At 41.3% G+C, this 16,073-nt stretch carries 16 protein-coding genes; 9 read left to right on the top strand and 7 right to left on the bottom strand.

Annotation, left to right across the window (positions count from 1 at the left end; translation table 11 throughout):
• On the bottom strand, positions 1 to 227 hold a 227-nt coding region (locus tag BQ7367_RS08230), incomplete at its 3' end, for a DEAD/DEAH box helicase family protein (RefSeq protein ID WP_072524999.1).
• Positions 228 to 344: 117 nt separating this feature from the next.
• On the opposite strand from BQ7367_RS08230, the gene BQ7367_RS08225 reads away from it, so the two are divergent.
• From BQ7367_RS08225 to BQ7367_RS08205, 5 genes are all read left to right on the top strand, one after another.
• Positions 345 to 677 (top strand): transposase, encoded by a 333-nt coding sequence (locus BQ7367_RS08225; protein ID WP_072524275.1) that lies wholly within the window; start codon positions 345 to 347, stop codon positions 675 to 677.
• Entirely contained in the window at positions 674 to 1,582 is a 909-nt protein-coding gene (locus tag BQ7367_RS08220; RefSeq protein ID WP_072524998.1) for an IS3 family transposase, read from the top strand. Before BQ7367_RS08225 ends, BQ7367_RS08220 begins: the two co-directional genes overlap by 4 nt.
• Before the next feature lie 213 nt (positions 1,583 to 1,795).
• Complete coding sequence (gene istA / locus BQ7367_RS08215) at positions 1,796 to 3,115, top strand: IS21 family transposase (RefSeq protein ID WP_072524997.1); 1,320 nt, start codon at positions 1,796 to 1,798, stop codon at positions 3,113 to 3,115.
• The gene (locus BQ7367_RS08210; RefSeq protein WP_072524996.1) at positions 3,108 to 3,911 is read left to right on the top strand and encodes an ATP-binding protein; all 804 of its coding nucleotides are present in this window, start codon (positions 3,108 to 3,110) and stop codon (positions 3,909 to 3,911) included. The genes istA (BQ7367_RS08215) and BQ7367_RS08210 overlap by 8 nt, the downstream gene beginning before the upstream one ends.
• A 113-nt stretch (positions 3,912 to 4,024) precedes the next feature.
• On the top strand, positions 4,025 to 5,272 hold the full coding sequence (locus tag BQ7367_RS08205) for an IS256 family transposase (protein ID WP_072524995.1): 1,248 nt from the start codon (positions 4,025 to 4,027) through the stop codon (positions 5,270 to 5,272).
• 170 nt (positions 5,273 to 5,442) lie between these two features.
• On the opposite strand, the gene BQ7367_RS08200 is transcribed toward BQ7367_RS08205, so the two are convergent.
• On the bottom strand, positions 5,443 to 5,859 hold the full coding sequence (locus tag BQ7367_RS08200; protein WP_072524994.1) for a hypothetical protein: 417 nt from the start codon (positions 5,857 to 5,859) through the stop codon (positions 5,443 to 5,445).
• A gap of 312 nt (positions 5,860 to 6,171) precedes the next feature.
• Between BQ7367_RS08200 and istA (BQ7367_RS08195) the strand changes: the two genes are divergently transcribed.
• From istA (BQ7367_RS08195) to BQ7367_RS08180, 4 genes are read left to right on the top strand one after another with little or no spacing between them, the layout of a single operon-like run.
• Positions 6,172 to 7,692 (top strand): IS21 family transposase, encoded by a 1,521-nt coding sequence (gene istA / locus BQ7367_RS08195; protein WP_072524993.1) that lies wholly within the window; start codon positions 6,172 to 6,174, stop codon positions 7,690 to 7,692.
• Complete coding sequence (gene istB, locus BQ7367_RS08190; RefSeq protein ID WP_072524992.1) at positions 7,689 to 8,453, top strand: IS21-like element helper ATPase IstB; 765 nt, start codon at positions 7,689 to 7,691, stop codon at positions 8,451 to 8,453. Before istA (BQ7367_RS08195) ends, istB begins: the two co-directional genes overlap by 4 nt.
• A gap of 14 nt (positions 8,454 to 8,467) precedes the next feature.
• Positions 8,468 to 8,941, top strand: coding sequence for a hypothetical protein (locus BQ7367_RS08185; protein ID WP_143142973.1), 474 nt, complete (start codon positions 8,468 to 8,470; stop codon positions 8,939 to 8,941).
• A gap of 10 nt (positions 8,942 to 8,951) precedes the next feature.
• Positions 8,952 to 9,395 carry a hypothetical protein gene (locus BQ7367_RS08180; protein WP_072524990.1) on the top strand — a complete coding sequence of 148 codons (444 nt, stop codon included), beginning with the start codon at positions 8,952 to 8,954 and terminating at the stop codon, positions 9,393 to 9,395.
• Between the two features lie 249 nt (positions 9,396 to 9,644).
• Here BQ7367_RS08180 and BQ7367_RS08175 read toward each other — a convergent pair whose 3' ends face one another.
• The 5 genes from BQ7367_RS08175 to BQ7367_RS08155 form a co-directional block, all read right to left on the bottom strand.
• A complete protein-coding gene (locus BQ7367_RS08175; protein ID WP_072524989.1) occupies positions 9,645 to 11,813 on the bottom strand; it encodes a ThiF family adenylyltransferase in 2,169 nt (722 codons plus the stop codon).
• A 1-nt stretch (position 11,814) separates the two neighbouring features.
• Positions 11,815 to 12,927 (bottom strand): ComEC/Rec2 family competence protein, encoded by a 1,113-nt coding sequence (locus BQ7367_RS08170; RefSeq protein ID WP_143142972.1) that lies wholly within the window; start codon positions 12,925 to 12,927, stop codon positions 11,815 to 11,817.
• Positions 12,899 to 13,546, bottom strand: a complete 648-nt coding sequence (locus BQ7367_RS08165) for an RloB family protein (RefSeq protein WP_072524987.1) — start codon at positions 13,544 to 13,546, stop codon at positions 12,899 to 12,901. Before BQ7367_RS08165 ends, BQ7367_RS08170 begins: the two co-directional genes overlap by 29 nt.
• Positions 13,547 to 13,549: 3 nt before the next feature.
• Positions 13,550 to 14,803 (bottom strand): AAA family ATPase, encoded by a 1,254-nt coding sequence (locus BQ7367_RS08160; RefSeq protein ID WP_072524986.1) that lies wholly within the window; start codon positions 14,801 to 14,803, stop codon positions 13,550 to 13,552.
• A gap of 96 nt (positions 14,804 to 14,899) precedes the next feature.
• Positions 14,900 to 16,072: a macrolide family glycosyltransferase gene (locus BQ7367_RS08155; protein ID WP_072524985.1), complete on the bottom strand. Its 1,173-nt coding sequence runs from the start codon at positions 16,070 to 16,072 to the stop codon at positions 14,900 to 14,902.
• Between the last annotated feature and the right edge of the window lies 1 nt (position 16,073).

Raw genomic sequence — 16,073 nt, 5'->3', positions numbered from 1 at the left:
AATTCTCCGTACAACTGAGCGGCCAGTGTTTTATTATGGGCAATGACCAGTGTCGGTTTCTGCAACTGCTCGATCACGTTGGCCATCGTAAACGTCTTTCCAGAACCCGTAACCCCTAGTAAAGTCTGGCATTGATTGCCTTCCTTGAACCCTTTTACAAGCGCCTCGATTGCCTGCGGCTGATCACCTGTGGGCTGATACGGGGCCTTTAAAACGAATTTATCCATAGCAAAATCTCTCCTTTGTGACTTTTGATACGTTCAATTTGGTGTGGTATAAAAAAAGTTGACAGCTTATTCTCAAGGATTTCATAATAAAACCAAGAGAATAAGGAGGTATTCAAAGTGGCACGTAAATATGACCATGAATACAAAGTACAGGCAGTGAAACTTGCCAAAGAAATCGGCGGCGCTAAGGCTGCTAAAGAATTAGGAATCCCTGAAGGAACCATCCATACATGGCTGAAAGCTGTAAGAGCTGGTAAGCTGGATGTTGGGGAAGGTTCCCATACCCCTGCCAGTGCAATGAGCCTGTCAGAAGAAATTACCATGCTGCGTAAGCGGGTGAAGGAGCAGGATAAAGAAATCCGCCGCCTGAAGGAAGAAAATGAATTTCTGGAGGAAGCCAGCGCTTTTTTCGCCGCCAGCCGTCGGAAGTCAGCAAAAACCAGAGAATGATCTTTCTCGCTTTGAAAACAGAGGACGGCAGGATTACCGGAAAAATTTCATTTTATTGCCGGATGCTTGGTATCAGCCGGCAGGGCTTCTATAAATATCTCGCAAACAAAGACCGTCCATGGAAGTACCAGGATCTGGCGGATGCCATGAAAGAAATCATCAGCGAGGATGAATGTAACGATACTTATGGACGGATCCGGATGTATCAGGCGCTGTTGCTGAAGCAGCCGGAAGGCGTACATATCCCCAGTGAACGGACCGTATACCGGGTTATGGATCAGATCGGCCTGAGCCATCGGCCAAAGAGAAAGCCGAATGGACTTACAAAGGCAGACCGGGAAGCCATGAAATCGGATGATCTGTTGAAGCGGGATTTCCATTCAGATGCCCCATTAGAAAAATGTATTACAGATATCACGGAGATCCCGGCGCGCAATGGGAAACTGTATGTATCTGCGATTTTCGACTGCTTTGATCTTAGCGTCCTCGGTCTGTCAATGGGGACAAACATGAAAGCAGATCTGTGTATCCAAACACTGGAAAATGCTCGGACTGCATATCCCGCATTGGAAGGAGCGATCATCCACAGTGACCGTGGGACACAGTATACCAGTGAGTCTTACCGCCAGACCATCCGGGAGCACCACATCCACCAAAGCATGAACAGTGCAGGAGGACGCTGCCATGATAATGCACGCTGTGAGAGTATGTGGGCCAGAATGAAGACAGAGCTCCTTTATGACCGCTATGACACAAGGCAGATGACGGTAGAGGAATTAAAGGCGCTCATTTGGAGATACTTCCTCAGCTACTGGAATAACCGGAGGATCTGCTCTGCCAATGGCGGGCTTCCTCCCATGATAAAACGCAGACAGTATTATGAGGATTTGGAACTGGTAGCATAGTCAGTGATATCCTTGAAATAAATGTGTCAACTAATCTTGACAATATCAAACTGATGTAAGATAGACTTACCAGTTTGTATTAGCGTCGGGTTAAAATAGCCATCTAGTGTCAGGCTAAAATAGCCAATCCTAGTCAAATTAAAAAAGCCATTACATACAGGTCTTCATCCTCTTATACTGATGATAAGCCAATGCATCAGAAAAGGAGGATTTATGCACGAAGATGCTACATGTAATGACTTACAAGAAATCATAACACAAGCAATCAACGAAATAAAGCAGGAACAAGGCGAAAATTTCAGCCTTTCCAAAATTAATCTTGCAGAACTGGAACGCCGGACCGGACTCAGCAGATCCAGGCTAAGGCGGTTAAAAGAAAATAACTTTATTGTCACTCCGCATGGCAGGACAGGGCAAAAAGCAACAGCTACCATTCTGACCGGATATAGCGGTATCATTGATGGACTGCTCCAAAAAGGTGTTACGAATTCTTCAGTATGCTTTGAGCGGCTACAGGAGGCTGGCTATACCGGCGGATTGACAACCGTAAAAACTTATATCGCTGATCACCGGGATCTTGTCCCGCCCAAACGTCAGCTCGTTGCCCCTCAGGGGAACCGGGGACGCAGATATCAGACTGACCCTGGGGAATCCTATCAGATGGATTGGGGATTTGTCCAGGTAGATACAGATACTAGTACATCCTATAAGGTTGCATGTTTTGCCATGATCTGCCATCATTGCGGGGAAAGATATATTGAATTCTTTCCCAATGCCAGGCAGGAAAATCTCTTTATAGGGATGATCCATGCGTTTACTTATATGGGGATCCCACGCTATATACTGACAGATAACATGAAAAGCGTCGTAGTCCGGCGGGATCCGGAAGGCCATCCGCTGTGGCAGAAAGATTATAAAGTGTTCATGGAAACAATCGGTTTCCAGACAAAACTCTGCAAGCCAAAGCATCCTTTCACTAAAGGCAAAGTGGAGCGCCTGATCCGCTTTGTAAAAGATAACTTTCTTGCCGGCAGAGTTTTTGGTACGATCACAGAATTGAATCTGGAAGCCATCGGATGGTGCAACCGTCAGAACAGCATGTATCATAAAGCAGTTGACTGCATCCCCTGTGAAAAGCATCGGGAAGACTGCATGGCTGTTGCTTCCGTATTAACAAAAACACAGGCACTTGCCTTTTATCTCTGCCCGGAAAGAAAGATTTCTTTCGATGGATTTGTCCATTATGAAGGGCGGCGCTTCGGCGTCCCGTATTGGTACACTCAGAAGACCTGCAGGATCCGGAGAGATTCCTTTACCCTCTATATTTACGCATCCGATCTCAGCAAAGTCCTGACCACACACGATGTCACCTGGATGAGAAGAGACAGTTTCTGCCGGGATCAGTATGTGACAGAACAGCCGGAAGAAGTTCCATCGATGCCGGTCAAAACCCGGATCTTCCAGATAGAGCCTCCCAAACAGCGCTCAGGATTTGAAAAATTCAACTTTGAGGAGGGCCTATGGGATGAATGAATCAATACTTGAAAGAATCCAGTCCAGTGCAAAGGCACTGAAGATCGATCTTTATACAGCAGAACTGGCCAGCTATGCCGATGAAAAAGAACTTACGCCGGAAGCTCTGGATGCAGTCTGTGGAGTTTTTGAATACCTGGAGCAGAAAAAATACGACTCTATGGTCCATACGATGCTGAAACTGAGCAAGCTTCCTATGAACGAGCCGAAAACCTTTGAAAGATTTGATTTCAGCCGGCTCCATGGGAAGCATGTGCAGTCACTGAAGAACATCTCTTCTCTGTCCGCTCTGTATGCAAGAAAAAATCTGGCCTTTATTGGACCGCAGGGCGTGGGCAAAACCCATCTGGCTATGGCTTTTGGCCGGGAATGCTGCCTGAAAGGATATAAAACCTATTTCTTAAGGGCAAGCGAACTCAACCAAAAGCTGACGGATGCAAGAAAACACGGCCGGGAGGGCGCTGTCATCAACGGACTGGTAAAGCCTTCCTGCCTGATCATTGATGAGATTGGCAGGTGTGTGTTCGATAAAGAGAACACACGTATGTTCTTTGATGTGATTGACCGCCGCTACAATAAAGATGGTCCTAGTACTATGATTTTTACCAGCAATAAGACACCAAACCAGTGGGGTGAATATTTCAGCGAAGATGATACGCTGCTTTGTTCTTTAGACCGTGTCTTTGATGATGCCACTGTATTTATGATCAAAGGTGACAGCTACCGGGGACGCAAGCTGGAAACACTTGGTCTTGAGGCTGGTATCGCAAAGCATACGGAGTTTAAAAATGCGTAACTGTTAATAACATACATGATGCATTGGCGATTTTAAATTGACTAAGATTGGCGTTTTTAATCCGACTCTGAATGGTGAAAATCGCCTGACGCTAACATTTGGAGGTTTATTTTATGGCAAGGAAAAAAGATACCCCACAAAAAGCAGCCCTTCGGGAAATGATGGGCAACTACCTGAAAGAAAACAATGTAAAGGTCAAAGATGGAACGGATGTCAACTCCATCATGCGAGATATGATGTCCATCATCCTGGAAGGTGCCCTGGATCAGGAAATGGATGAGGAACTGGGATATTCCAAGTATGATTATCGGAACAAGGAAACGGATAATTCCAGAAATGGCCATTCCCAGAAGACCATGCACACCAGTTACGGCGATATGGAGATTGATATCCCAAGAGACAGGAAAGGTGAGTTTGAACCACAGATCGTTAAAAAGTATCAGAATACGGTCACTCAAGACATGGAAGAAAAGATCATCTCCATGTATGCCAAAGGAATGACCACGAATGATATCGAAAGCCATATGCGGGAACTCTATGACATCGAGATTTCTGACAGTACCATCAGCAGGATTACGGACAAGATCCTTCCCATCGTAAAAGAATGGCAGGAAAGACCTTTGGAGGAAATCTATGCGGTCGTTTTCATGGATGCCATTCATTACCATGTGCGCAATGAAGGCAGGATTGTAAAACGTGCGGTTTATATCGCTATAGGAATCGACATGGAAGGGCATAAAGACGTGCTCGGCATGTATGTAGGACAAAATGAGAGTGCAAAGTTCTGGCTTTCCATTTTGAACGGACTGAAGAACCGTGGCGTAGAAGATATCTTGATCGCATGCGTAGACGGTCTGACAGGCTTTCCCCAGGCGATTGAAGCTGTTTTTCCGGATACGGAGATCCAGCAATGCATTATCCATCAGATCCGGAATACGACAAAGTTTGTTTCCTACAAAGAGCTTAAACCACTGATGGCTGATCTGAAACGTGTATATGCAGCCCCAACAGAAGAAATCGCACTGGCTGAACTGGATGGCTTTGATGAGAAATGGAGCGGGAAATATCCCAAAATCGCAAAATCATGGAAGGACAACTGGGCGAATCTTTCAACGTATTTCAAGTATCCCGAAGCGGTTCGGCGTCTGATCTATACTACCAATGCCATCGAAGGATTTAACCGTCAGCTCCGAAAAGTCACGAAATCCAAAACGGTATTTCCTTCTGATGACAGTCTTCTGAAAATGCTGTATCTGGCCATGATGGATATCACAAAAAAATGGACTGGACACCGGCAGGATTGGGGGCAGATCCATTCGCAGCTGGAGATATTTTTCGAAGAACGATTATCTGGATTATAAGCTGTTTCTGGCCTGGCAGGGCTGGCTGGGCCAGCCCTGCTTGACATGTCCGGAAACTGCATTATAATACAAGCAAGGGCAGAACCTCAAAAAAACAGCTCTGCCCAAGAGTAACTAATGACATATCTTATATCAGTTTTTTGAATTTACACAAAACTTGAAACGGTCTCTTATTTTTGGGGATGTAAATCACATACAATGACTGTCTTTACAAATCGTTTTGATTTTGCTCTTGCGGCAATCATACATACGAAATATACTGCCCCCAAATATATTACCGCTTTTTTGTCAAAAGTGATTAACTTCATTGCAAAAGAAAAAATCGTATACAAAAATAGCATCACTCCTATTACAGTTGCCATATCACGACACATTAAGTAATCCCTATGCGCAACCAAAACTTTTGTTTCTGATTCGTGCTGACGTAATAATTCATGCCACTTACTGTTTTCATACTGGTGGCAAGCCTTTTTTCCTGACGGTAAATTATTATATATGTCTTGGTATGCTTCAATAGCCTCTGCCGATGTAAAACGCTCATCTTTAGCATCTGTTTTTATATCACTAAAAATAGTCTCCCCAGGCATTGGAAACCACCAAAACACAATGTATCTTTTTAATTTACTTGAAATCATACAATCAAACACAGTAACCATAGTATAAATGATGGCAGCAAATAAACCAGAGTTAATAATTGTAACAAGTTATTGATTTATAATTAAAACTGACCCAGGTTTTACGAGGAAAACTGACCCACCCTAATGGCGGGGCGTGAGTAAGTAACACCGAATTCTGATACACTGCATCTTGAAAATTTAACACTTAGAATTGACCCACCCAATCAGACAATGTAGAATCCTTTCCGTGTGCAATCAGTCACGGAAAGGAGGCGAAAGAAGGTGTACGGATTGCAAGATTGGGCAGCTGTCCAACGGGTCTATAAGCAGACCCATTCAAAACGTAAAACAGCAAAGATCCTGGGGATCTCCCGGAATACGGTCAGAAAGCTGCTGGAGTTGAAGGAAGAGCCGACGTACAGACGGACAGTCTATAAATCCTGTCTGGATGATTATAAAGAACTCATTATTGAGTGGAGATGCGAACCGTATGAATTTAACGGTACGCGGATCTTCAAAGAACTAAAGAAAAAAGGCTATTCCGGCAGCATCGGTCCTGTTTACAGGTTCCTGCAGAGAGTGGACGAAGATGTGGGGCTCATCAGTTCCAAGGCTACCGTGCGGATCGAAACACCACCCGGAGACCAGGCACAGTTCGACTGGTCAGAGTACTCCATGGTGATCGGAGGACGTGAACAGAAAGTGTATTGCTTCGCAATGATCCTTGCCGCATCCAGGAAGAAGGCGGTCTGTTTTTCCCTGAAAGCGGATGCTCCCGCGATTTATGAGGCCATACAGGAGCTGTTCGATGATCTGGGCGGTGTAACACTGGAATTGTTGATCGATAACCCCAAAGCACTGGTCATTGAAAACAATCCGAAGAGTCAGGACGAGATCCAATATAATCCCCAGGCTCTGATGATGGCGAAGCATCTGGGGACTGAACTGAATGCATGTCCCTGTTACTGGCCCCGTAAAAAAGGCAAGATCGAAGCTCCATTTCACTATATCGAAGAACAGTTCATAAAAGGGAACCAGTTCGCTACAATGGAAGAATTGAACCGGCGCGGCAAGGAGTTTGTGAACGGATGGTGCGATGAAGTCCACGGGACAACAAAGCGGATCCCTAACCAGCACTATCTGATTGAGGAGAAAGCTGCGCTTCTCCCACTCCCCAAAACACACTACCGGACCAAACGGCTCCAGAAGCGCATCATCAGTCCCGACAGCTACATCAATGTTGGCGGCAGTAAGTACAGCGTACCCGTGAAATATGTGGATAAAACACTGCAGTTTCGGATGATCTACGGATTCCGGATTGAGATCTATGACATGAAAGAGAACCGGATACTGACGGTGGAGGCTTCAGAAGAGAAGCATGCTGTGCGGACGGACCCTTCACACTATGACGCGATCGCAACACCGGTCAGCACTTCTATTCCACAGATCCGGCGGGACTTTGCCAGACGTTTCTCAAACGGCCAGCGTTACCTTGACGCTGCCGGCAGGAAATTTGACCAGCCTACGCATTACGCAAGAAAGATCATGCTTCTGGGAGAACTGTATGATGACTCCACGCTTGACCGCTTTATCGGTTACTGTATCACTTTAGACAAGATGGATATCACGTCATTTAAGGGACTACTGAAAGAATACAATGCGGGGAATCTGACGCTGCCGGAAGTATCTTTGGAAGACGTGGGGGCTGTTTGTAGTAAGGGCTATCGGGATGATGACCCTGCCCTGATGCGCGACTGCAGTTATTATGAGACCAATGCGATGTTATCGGAGGTACAAAGATGAAGCAGAAGGGATATCAGACGAATGCGGAATACATCGAATCCATGATGAAACAGTTTAAACTGGTGGATATGCGCGAGCAATACCGGGACCTGATCCTGGAGGCGGAATCTTCTGCTATGGATTATGAATCCTTTCTTGTCAGGCTTCTTTCTGTGGAGGAAGAAGGAAAACGTGACCGCCGAACGGAAAAGCTTCGCAGGGAAGCATGCTTTGAGGCCGAAAAACGGCTTGAGGACATTGACTACGGATTTAACCAGTCACTGGACCGGGATAAGATCACGGAACTTGGAGGGCTGGATTTCATTGATGCTGGTGAAAATGTTATCATTATCGGTCCGCCCGGTGTTGGAAAAAGCATGATCGCCACAGGGATCGGCATGAATGCGATCAGCGCAGGATATAGAGTGCTTTTTGCCAATGCCAAGGATCTGGTTGACCGACTCTATGAAAAAATGCAGGAAGGGACGCTGCGGGAAACATTGGAAGAATTGAATCGGATCCCGCTGCTTATCATTGATGAACTTTCGTATTTAAAAATGGACAGAGAAAGAGAGAGCCTTTTCTTTCAGGTGATCCGCCATCGGTATGAAAAGAACTCCCTCATTATCACGACCAACCTGCCCATGGGCAGATGGGACGAGCTGTTTACTGGCAAACTTGCGGCCACAGCGATCCTGGATCGCCTGGTGCATCACTGCCATATCCTTAGTATAACGGGTGACAGCTACCGTGTCAAAGGGTCAAAACAGAGTGCGAAATGAAAGGAATAAGTGAAATGAAGATAAACAAAGAAAAAAGGCAGTTGCTTAAGCAGGAACTCAGGGAATACGAAAAAGTCACACCCATGACGGAAGAAGAAAGGGAAGCCTTGCATGAATGGGTGGCTGCAGGCAACAGTGTACATGAAAATGCTTCTATGGCTTCCTATGAAAGCGGAAGTCCGGCAGATTTTCTGGATGTATACCGTGAGGAGGAAGAAATCCGGCGTGCGCTTGATTCCATGAGTTATGAGGAAGGGAGCAAATATCTTCTTGAAGAATACGGTATTGACCGTGATGGTATTACGACACCAGAGCCGCCTACATATGAGGAATTGAAGGAGAAGGCAAACCGGCTTTACAGGACATGTTTCCTGTATTGGGAGTTTCTGGCCGCCAACAATCTGTGCGAGGAAGCATACGAATACGTGCGTAAACATATCAATGAGGAATGGCCGTTTGATCCGTTCGACTGGGACATCGCACAATAGGAGGCGCAGCATGGGCAAGACAATCATTGGGGAAGAAACATTCCCTAAAATCATTGAACAATACAACAGCGGAGGTAAAACAGCAGCATATGACTATCTTAGGAGCGAGTACGGGATCAAGCATCCTTACTTTGTGATAAACCGGATCAAGGAATGCGGAAAGTATTTATACGATGCCGATACGGATCATTTCTCCGGAATTGACACAAGTGTGGCTGACGGTGTTTTTATGGATCTTGATGAGTTATGCGGAACAACCGCAGTTGCAGCGGTCCGTCAGCCCGATCCGGCTTCAGACTCCCGGCCTGTGGCGATGGAAAAACTGGTTCACGAGCTGATCAGTGACCGTCTTCTGACACTAAGCCGCTACATTACCCTGGATTCATCCACGAGAACGATCCTGATAGATCAGACGTCATTGTCAGCAGACGGATATCAGGTGGTAACCCATTAACAGGGTGGGTCAATTCACAGTGTAAAAATCAGGATTGACAGATAGAATTGACCCACCTTAGTACTCCGCTTTATCGGCTACTAAGGTGGGTCAAGATTCAACGAAAAAGTGGGTCAATTTTACTTGACAATCAACACAAGTAATTTCATATAACTATTTTCTTCCAAGATACCCTCAAAGGTAATCAGTTCATTTAAACATAAAATCACTAAAATGTTTGCTATAACAAGCGTTTTTAATTCTTTTTCTCTATAGTCTTTTATATTCATTTTTCTCCCTTCTGATAAGATAATTTCGAGTATTGGAAGGTGATAAAATCGTCATTAAAAACACATCTTCAGCAGGATGTGTTTCGCAAAACGTTTTCAAATCTTTCTGACTCGGTGACGCATCGCCTGCAATATGTGTATGCCATTCGCCAATATATCTTAACAGACCATTTGTTTTTGTTCGCAATGATTTTAGATATTCTTTTACACCCTTTTTTCCCATCTCAACAGTATTATCTTTTCGTTCATTGTCTTCCGGAATAAATGTATCCACTATCGTAATCCGCTTAATCTTTTTTTCAATGCTTCCAATCCAAACACCCGCATTCTCAAGTTTTTCATTGGAATACTTTTGAATTCTTTGATAAAGAGAAGAACTAATGTGAATAGACCATCCATCTACTTCTTCTAAAAATACCATCGGTTCCATTTCGTAAATGTAAACACCATTATTGGTCAAATCATCTCTATCAAAATAATTCACACACACAATTCCATTTTCTGTATCCTGGTATTTATTAATTAAATGTGGCACCATACTTGCATGATTGCTTATTGTTCCATCATCCAAAATTGTAGTATCTGAACTACATCCAAATCCGATATGATACCTCATATCTTTAGGTTGTTTATAGTTAAGCCATTGTGAAATAACGGGTTCACCTAACGCTTTTCTGTATAAGGATATCTGCATGTCATATATATCAGGATTTCTATTCTTTCCTTCTATTACAGTAAGCCCCATTTTTCCACCAGCATATATTTCGCTCCTGATTATAGATGATTTTATCTTGTCAGTTAATATAGACCAAAACATAATTCTTCTTGAAGCAGTGCAATCAATAACAAGACCTTCTGGCAAACTATCAACATAAAAAATATTTTCAGTATGGCTTGTACTCTTATTACCAGAGAACATACAATCCATCTCTATTTTCATTACCTCTGCCTTTGGAAAACCCACTGCATAATTGCAGTTTTCATAATGTCTCACTAAATTATGTGGCAAAATAACATCCTCATCATAAAAATGTTGTTCTGTATATCCCATGCGAGCCAAATTCATTGACACTTTAGATCCCAACGCACCACAGCCAAGCATAATAACTGGTTTCTTTGAAATATTTTCTGTACCTGATAATCTTTCTGCCATTGCATTGTTTAAAGCTTGTATTGGCACAACTTTCTTAATAGAACAGTTTTCAATATTTGGAGAAGATTTCAAATCATACGACAATAGTACCGCTATAAATTCATACTCAGAAAAACCACCAAGAACTTGCATTGGACGTTTCACTGCAAGAACAACTAAGATATTTTTTAGTGAATCAATTTTGTGGGATTCATAGTATCTTCTTGAGATTTTTCGAATTCCATGTTGAATTCTACATTCACACGGAAAAATTTTCAAATCTTTCTCAGTACAAAGAGCCTGACTGATGAAATCATGAACTACATTTTCTCTATCAAATGCAAATATACATGGCAGGATATCATCACTTAACTCTTTTGAATATTCTTGATTCAAAATCTGAAAATATCTGTTCGCTTTTTGTTTCATTTGTAATATTTGAGCACCATGAGTAGTTCCATACGTTGAGATTATCTTGCATAAATAATCAAAATCCATTTCTGCAATTCCTGCTGTATTCTCATATCGAACAGTTTCAAATCCATCACCATTCATAAGTTCTCCATTAATTAAATCAGAAAACCAATCATTCACACGATCACAAAACGCCCTAGGACCATTCTGAAAAAACCATTCGTTAACATCCCCTCTATATAAACAAGGATTCAATAGATGAATATTGCTATTTGCAATGCCAAGATTTAGATGTGGAATTCGGCTGGTAGGAAAGTCATTCCTTACAAATAAAACCGCTGGTGCAAAGAATGGATAGTCCGATTTGACAAAAATTAATATTTCTTCATCAGAACGAACATCCAATTCTTTATATACTCCGTTAGTGGGGAGTGAAAGTTCCAATCTGCAATGAATAAATAGTCCATCAGAAAGCGAACTCTCATAAAGTCCCAATCTCTCCATACTATAATTTTCATCTATGGCCGATATCAACGGCATATATTTTTCACAACAAGTTTCCAATTTAAGAAATTCATAACGTTCAAAAATTGTACCCGGCATACTATTCTCCACCATAAGATTTTTGTGTAAAGGAATTGTATTGACTTGTTGCTGTTGCAATAGATTTTATTGAAAATCCCTGACCAGTAATTTTAAATATTAATGGTTTTGGATCATCAGCATTTGGATATTCTGCTGTACATTTAAATCTATCTTGCTTTTTCAGGTGCTTAATATAGACATTTTTAGCTCTGTAACTCGGTGGATTGTCACCATCACGTTTAATGACCTTGCTCGAAGAAACCACATATGCATTTTCTTTAGATTTTTCAAGAAATTCTTCAATAACAGAGTTTGCTTTTCCTGTGTGAGTATCTTCAGAACTAACTGCATGCCAGGAGCAATGGTGTGGTGCTAATAATAAATCAAAAGTCATGTCTGGATTTAGTTCAATAACTTCTTTCCAGTTCTCACACTTGAGATCTCCACCGATAATTGCAACATATGTACCACCATTAATCTCAAAAGTAATTTTAAAAGAGGCGGTACAATCGTTCACGTCAGACTCTTCCTCATCGTTTGCTTTCTTCACCGGTCTTAATACAAATATTTCTGCGCCATAATCCGTATTTCCATTTATATCAGAAATCGTTTCTCCTGCTGGAACAATAGCATCTGCGTAGTCTTTTAATTCCTTACTATATCCAACAATTTTAATACGATTTCCTGGCGTATCTGCTTCATCAGTACCTAACAAGTCAAGTCTTCTTTGTGCTTCTTCTCTAATGGCATCCGCATCGTCATTGTAATGAGTCTCATCCATCATAAGTTTTGCTGGTACATACAATTCATCAATTCTGATTTTATCATCGTCAGAATCTTCTGGAGCACACAAATTAAAGTAATCTCTAATTCCACGACAATGATCATTATCTGAGTGCGTCAAGAAAAATGCATCCAAATAAATTTGACCATCATCAATCGGCAGATTATCTTGCAAGTATTCATTGCAATCATAAATTGTATCATCATTCTCTGCATTTCTGATGTTACAATCTATCATGATGTATTTATTTGTCTTTGTTTGAATCAGTGTCATATCCCCATTACCTACAGGGAAAAATGTCATATAATTAGCCATATAATCACCCTTTAACCTTTCTTCTAATTTCACCCACCAGCTCATGCACTGTTGTTGCCGGACACATATGTGATGGAACCATTTTACCTTCTCTCAGACACTGCTCATATTTCTGAGCAGCAATCTGAAGCGCCTTATCTTCATCTCCGTTTTCACAGAGTCTTTTGTACATATCAGAATCAGCTTTTGAATAGTCTTGACCAGTTTTTACTTTATACAATTCACCGAATCTTGAGCAACAAATCCAAGATTCCTGTATCGCCGGCATATTACCAAAATAGGCAAACATCCAGATTTCAAAACACGGATTGGACCAACCCACGTTAATTCCAGCTTTCTCTGCATCCTTGATAATCTGATCAAAATTTGGAACCTGATCACGATCGAAGACAATCCATGGTATACGGTATTGTGCTTCATAAGCTGTCATCTCAAGACATTTCTCAATCATATTCTGTGTTTTTGTTTCCACAACCTTAATAACAAGTTTTTTCTTTACGTCTTCCGGAAGACTGTCGTGTAACCCATTAAAAAAACAACGTTCAGTAGCCTCTGTGTCGGTCACGACAAGATAGTACCCCATTTCTGGGATACGATGTACTGCACGCCGTTCTCTTGTTTTTCTATTACCTGTTCTATCTTTACGTGCCATAAGCTAACCCTCCTTAAAAAAATCGATTGTCTTTAAGGAGGGAATAGCTCCATATTTTCCTAACAGATAGTTTTTTTCATAACTTTCGTCCTTACGGATACGGGAACCATCCTCGTCGATAAAATCAGCCAAGGAATATAATACAGATAATCCCATATCATCTTTTTCTGTAAACCAAATTTCATCACGACGTAACAGCTGATTAGATAACTGCCATGTGTCATGCGTTGTAAATACGAGCTGTGCATGATTTATATTGATTTCTGGGTTAAGAAAAGTAAGAATGAAGTTGCGAACAAGAAGTGGGTGTAATCGAGCATTTAACTCGTCGATAAAGAATACCCCACCATTTTGCAATACATCCTGTAATTCCGGATAGAGTGCAAACATTTTTAAAGTACCTGCTGATTCATGAGCAAGTGGAATTTTTGCCATGTCTTCAGATCCGATTTTTTTATGAAGTGCATCTATCAGATATTTTTCTTCTTTAGAATCTTCTTGGGCAGGAAGTTTTGTAACTTCAAATCCTTTTATTGTTTCGTCAAAAGAAGAGAAGTATTTTACAACGTTTGCTCTGATTTTTTCATCATCAATAAATCCCGCAGGAAGAACACGAGACATAAAGAAATTAGTAACAGCATCTCCAAAATCTGCAAATTCATTATTCAAAAACCAGTCCCTTACAAGTTTACATTTAGCAACTTTTAATTTTGCTCCTAATGAAACAATCAGAACTTCTTTCTCTAATGCAATTTCAATATTTTCTCTGCTTGTTTTTGGAATACCTGCAAGATCCAACGTTTCCTCATCTCTGTAAAAAATAGTAGAATATTTGCGAGCTGTTTTTGCCTTGTAATTTAACCATTCTTCTGTAACGCCAGTTTGCCCAATACAAAATCCGTAATTATAACATTTTTCAGTTTTGTCACCTGGTACGGTAAAATAAACTTCAAAACTTGTATCTGCTGTTTCAGAAGAAACGTCAAAAAGAAATGGAAGTGGTCTGACATCATCGAAATCTTCTTCATCTCCATATTTGAAAGAGTTCACTACATACTCGCTCATATATTCAAATGCACCGTAAACATTAGATTTTCCACTTGCATTCGCACCATATACAGCAGCTACAGGCAATATTTTTTCGTTACCCACGGATATAACACGATTTGAAAATTCTGTCATTTTTGCTGCGGATAAATCCAGCGTAGCCTCATCACGAAATGATTTGAAATTTTTAAAATTAAATTGTATCAACATAGTTTTAACCCTTCCTTTCATAATCTATTATATCCATTTAAAGCAAAAAATCAACACTCAAATTCGTTTTTTTCTCATTTGAGCGTTGATTTTTATTCATTCGCACATCTTTTCAATTTTATCTGCAGCACCTTTTGCACCAGTACATTTACGGAATCCCTGAGAAATCTTTGACGCATGTTCATAATAAGATTTTGTATTTAGTACCTTTTCAATTGTCACCCTAATAGATTTTGCATTTATATTCTTCAACCTGACACCCGCACCAAGTTGTTCTACTCTTGTAGCCACGCCGTCTTGTTCAGATGTTTGCGGAAACATCACGAGTGGAACCTTATAATATAAACTTTCATTGACACTGTTCATACCACAGTGGGTAAGGAATACATCCGCCTGACTTAATACAGCTATCTGATCTACAAACCTCGAAATCGTAATATTATCCGGTATAGCACCTAAGTCTTCAACATTTATCAAATTGCCAACTGACATAATAACCTGATACTTTGTATTGGCAAATGCTTCTATACATTTTTTGTAAAACTTTACGGAATCATTAATGACTGTTCCCATTGATATATAAATTAATTTATCCGACTTCTTCTCAATCACATTTTCAACAGGTCGTATTGATGGTCCTACAAAAACATATTTATCCGAAAATGTTTTGGAACATGGTTGAAATTCTGGAGATGTATATACAATCGTATCTATATTGTTGTCATTTTGAATAATATCGAGAATGCTTTTTACAGGATAACCTTTATCTTGTAAACGTTTGATGTTTTTATTGATTTTCGACATTGAGAAGATCATACCAAATATTTGTCCTGGACTTTGCTTCATTATCTTTGCTGAATGCTGATTGAAAGCAAAGGTTGTCGTTGAAGATACAAACGGAATCCCAAGTTTTAGTGCCACAGCTTTTCCCCATACAGCCATGGAATCCGCAACGATACAATCTGGATTTAATTCTTTCATATGTTCGCACACCGCATCATCCAAAGCTAATGTAGTATCAACCAATATCTGCGTTGAAAAAGCCAAATCTTTTCCTATTCGGGCTCCGTCTTTCGCATCTAATCGCTGTTCCTGATCGTATTCATCACAAGATACAAAAACAGCACCTGTGGATTCGATTTTGTCACGCATCATATTGTAGGAGTAATAAAAAACCTGATGCCCTCTACTGATTAATTCACGCACAACTCCTAACGTCGGATTTGTATGCCCATGCGCTGGGATACAAAAGAAAACGATTTTACTCATA

It is taken from the genome of Clostridium sp. Marseille-P3244 (assembly GCF_900120155.1).
In the GTDB taxonomy this organism is placed as follows: domain Bacteria; phylum Bacillota; class Clostridia; order Lachnospirales; family Lachnospiraceae; genus Mediterraneibacter.
Note: the sequence above shows the minus strand (reverse complement) of the source record. Positions and strands in the feature narration are given on the sequence as shown.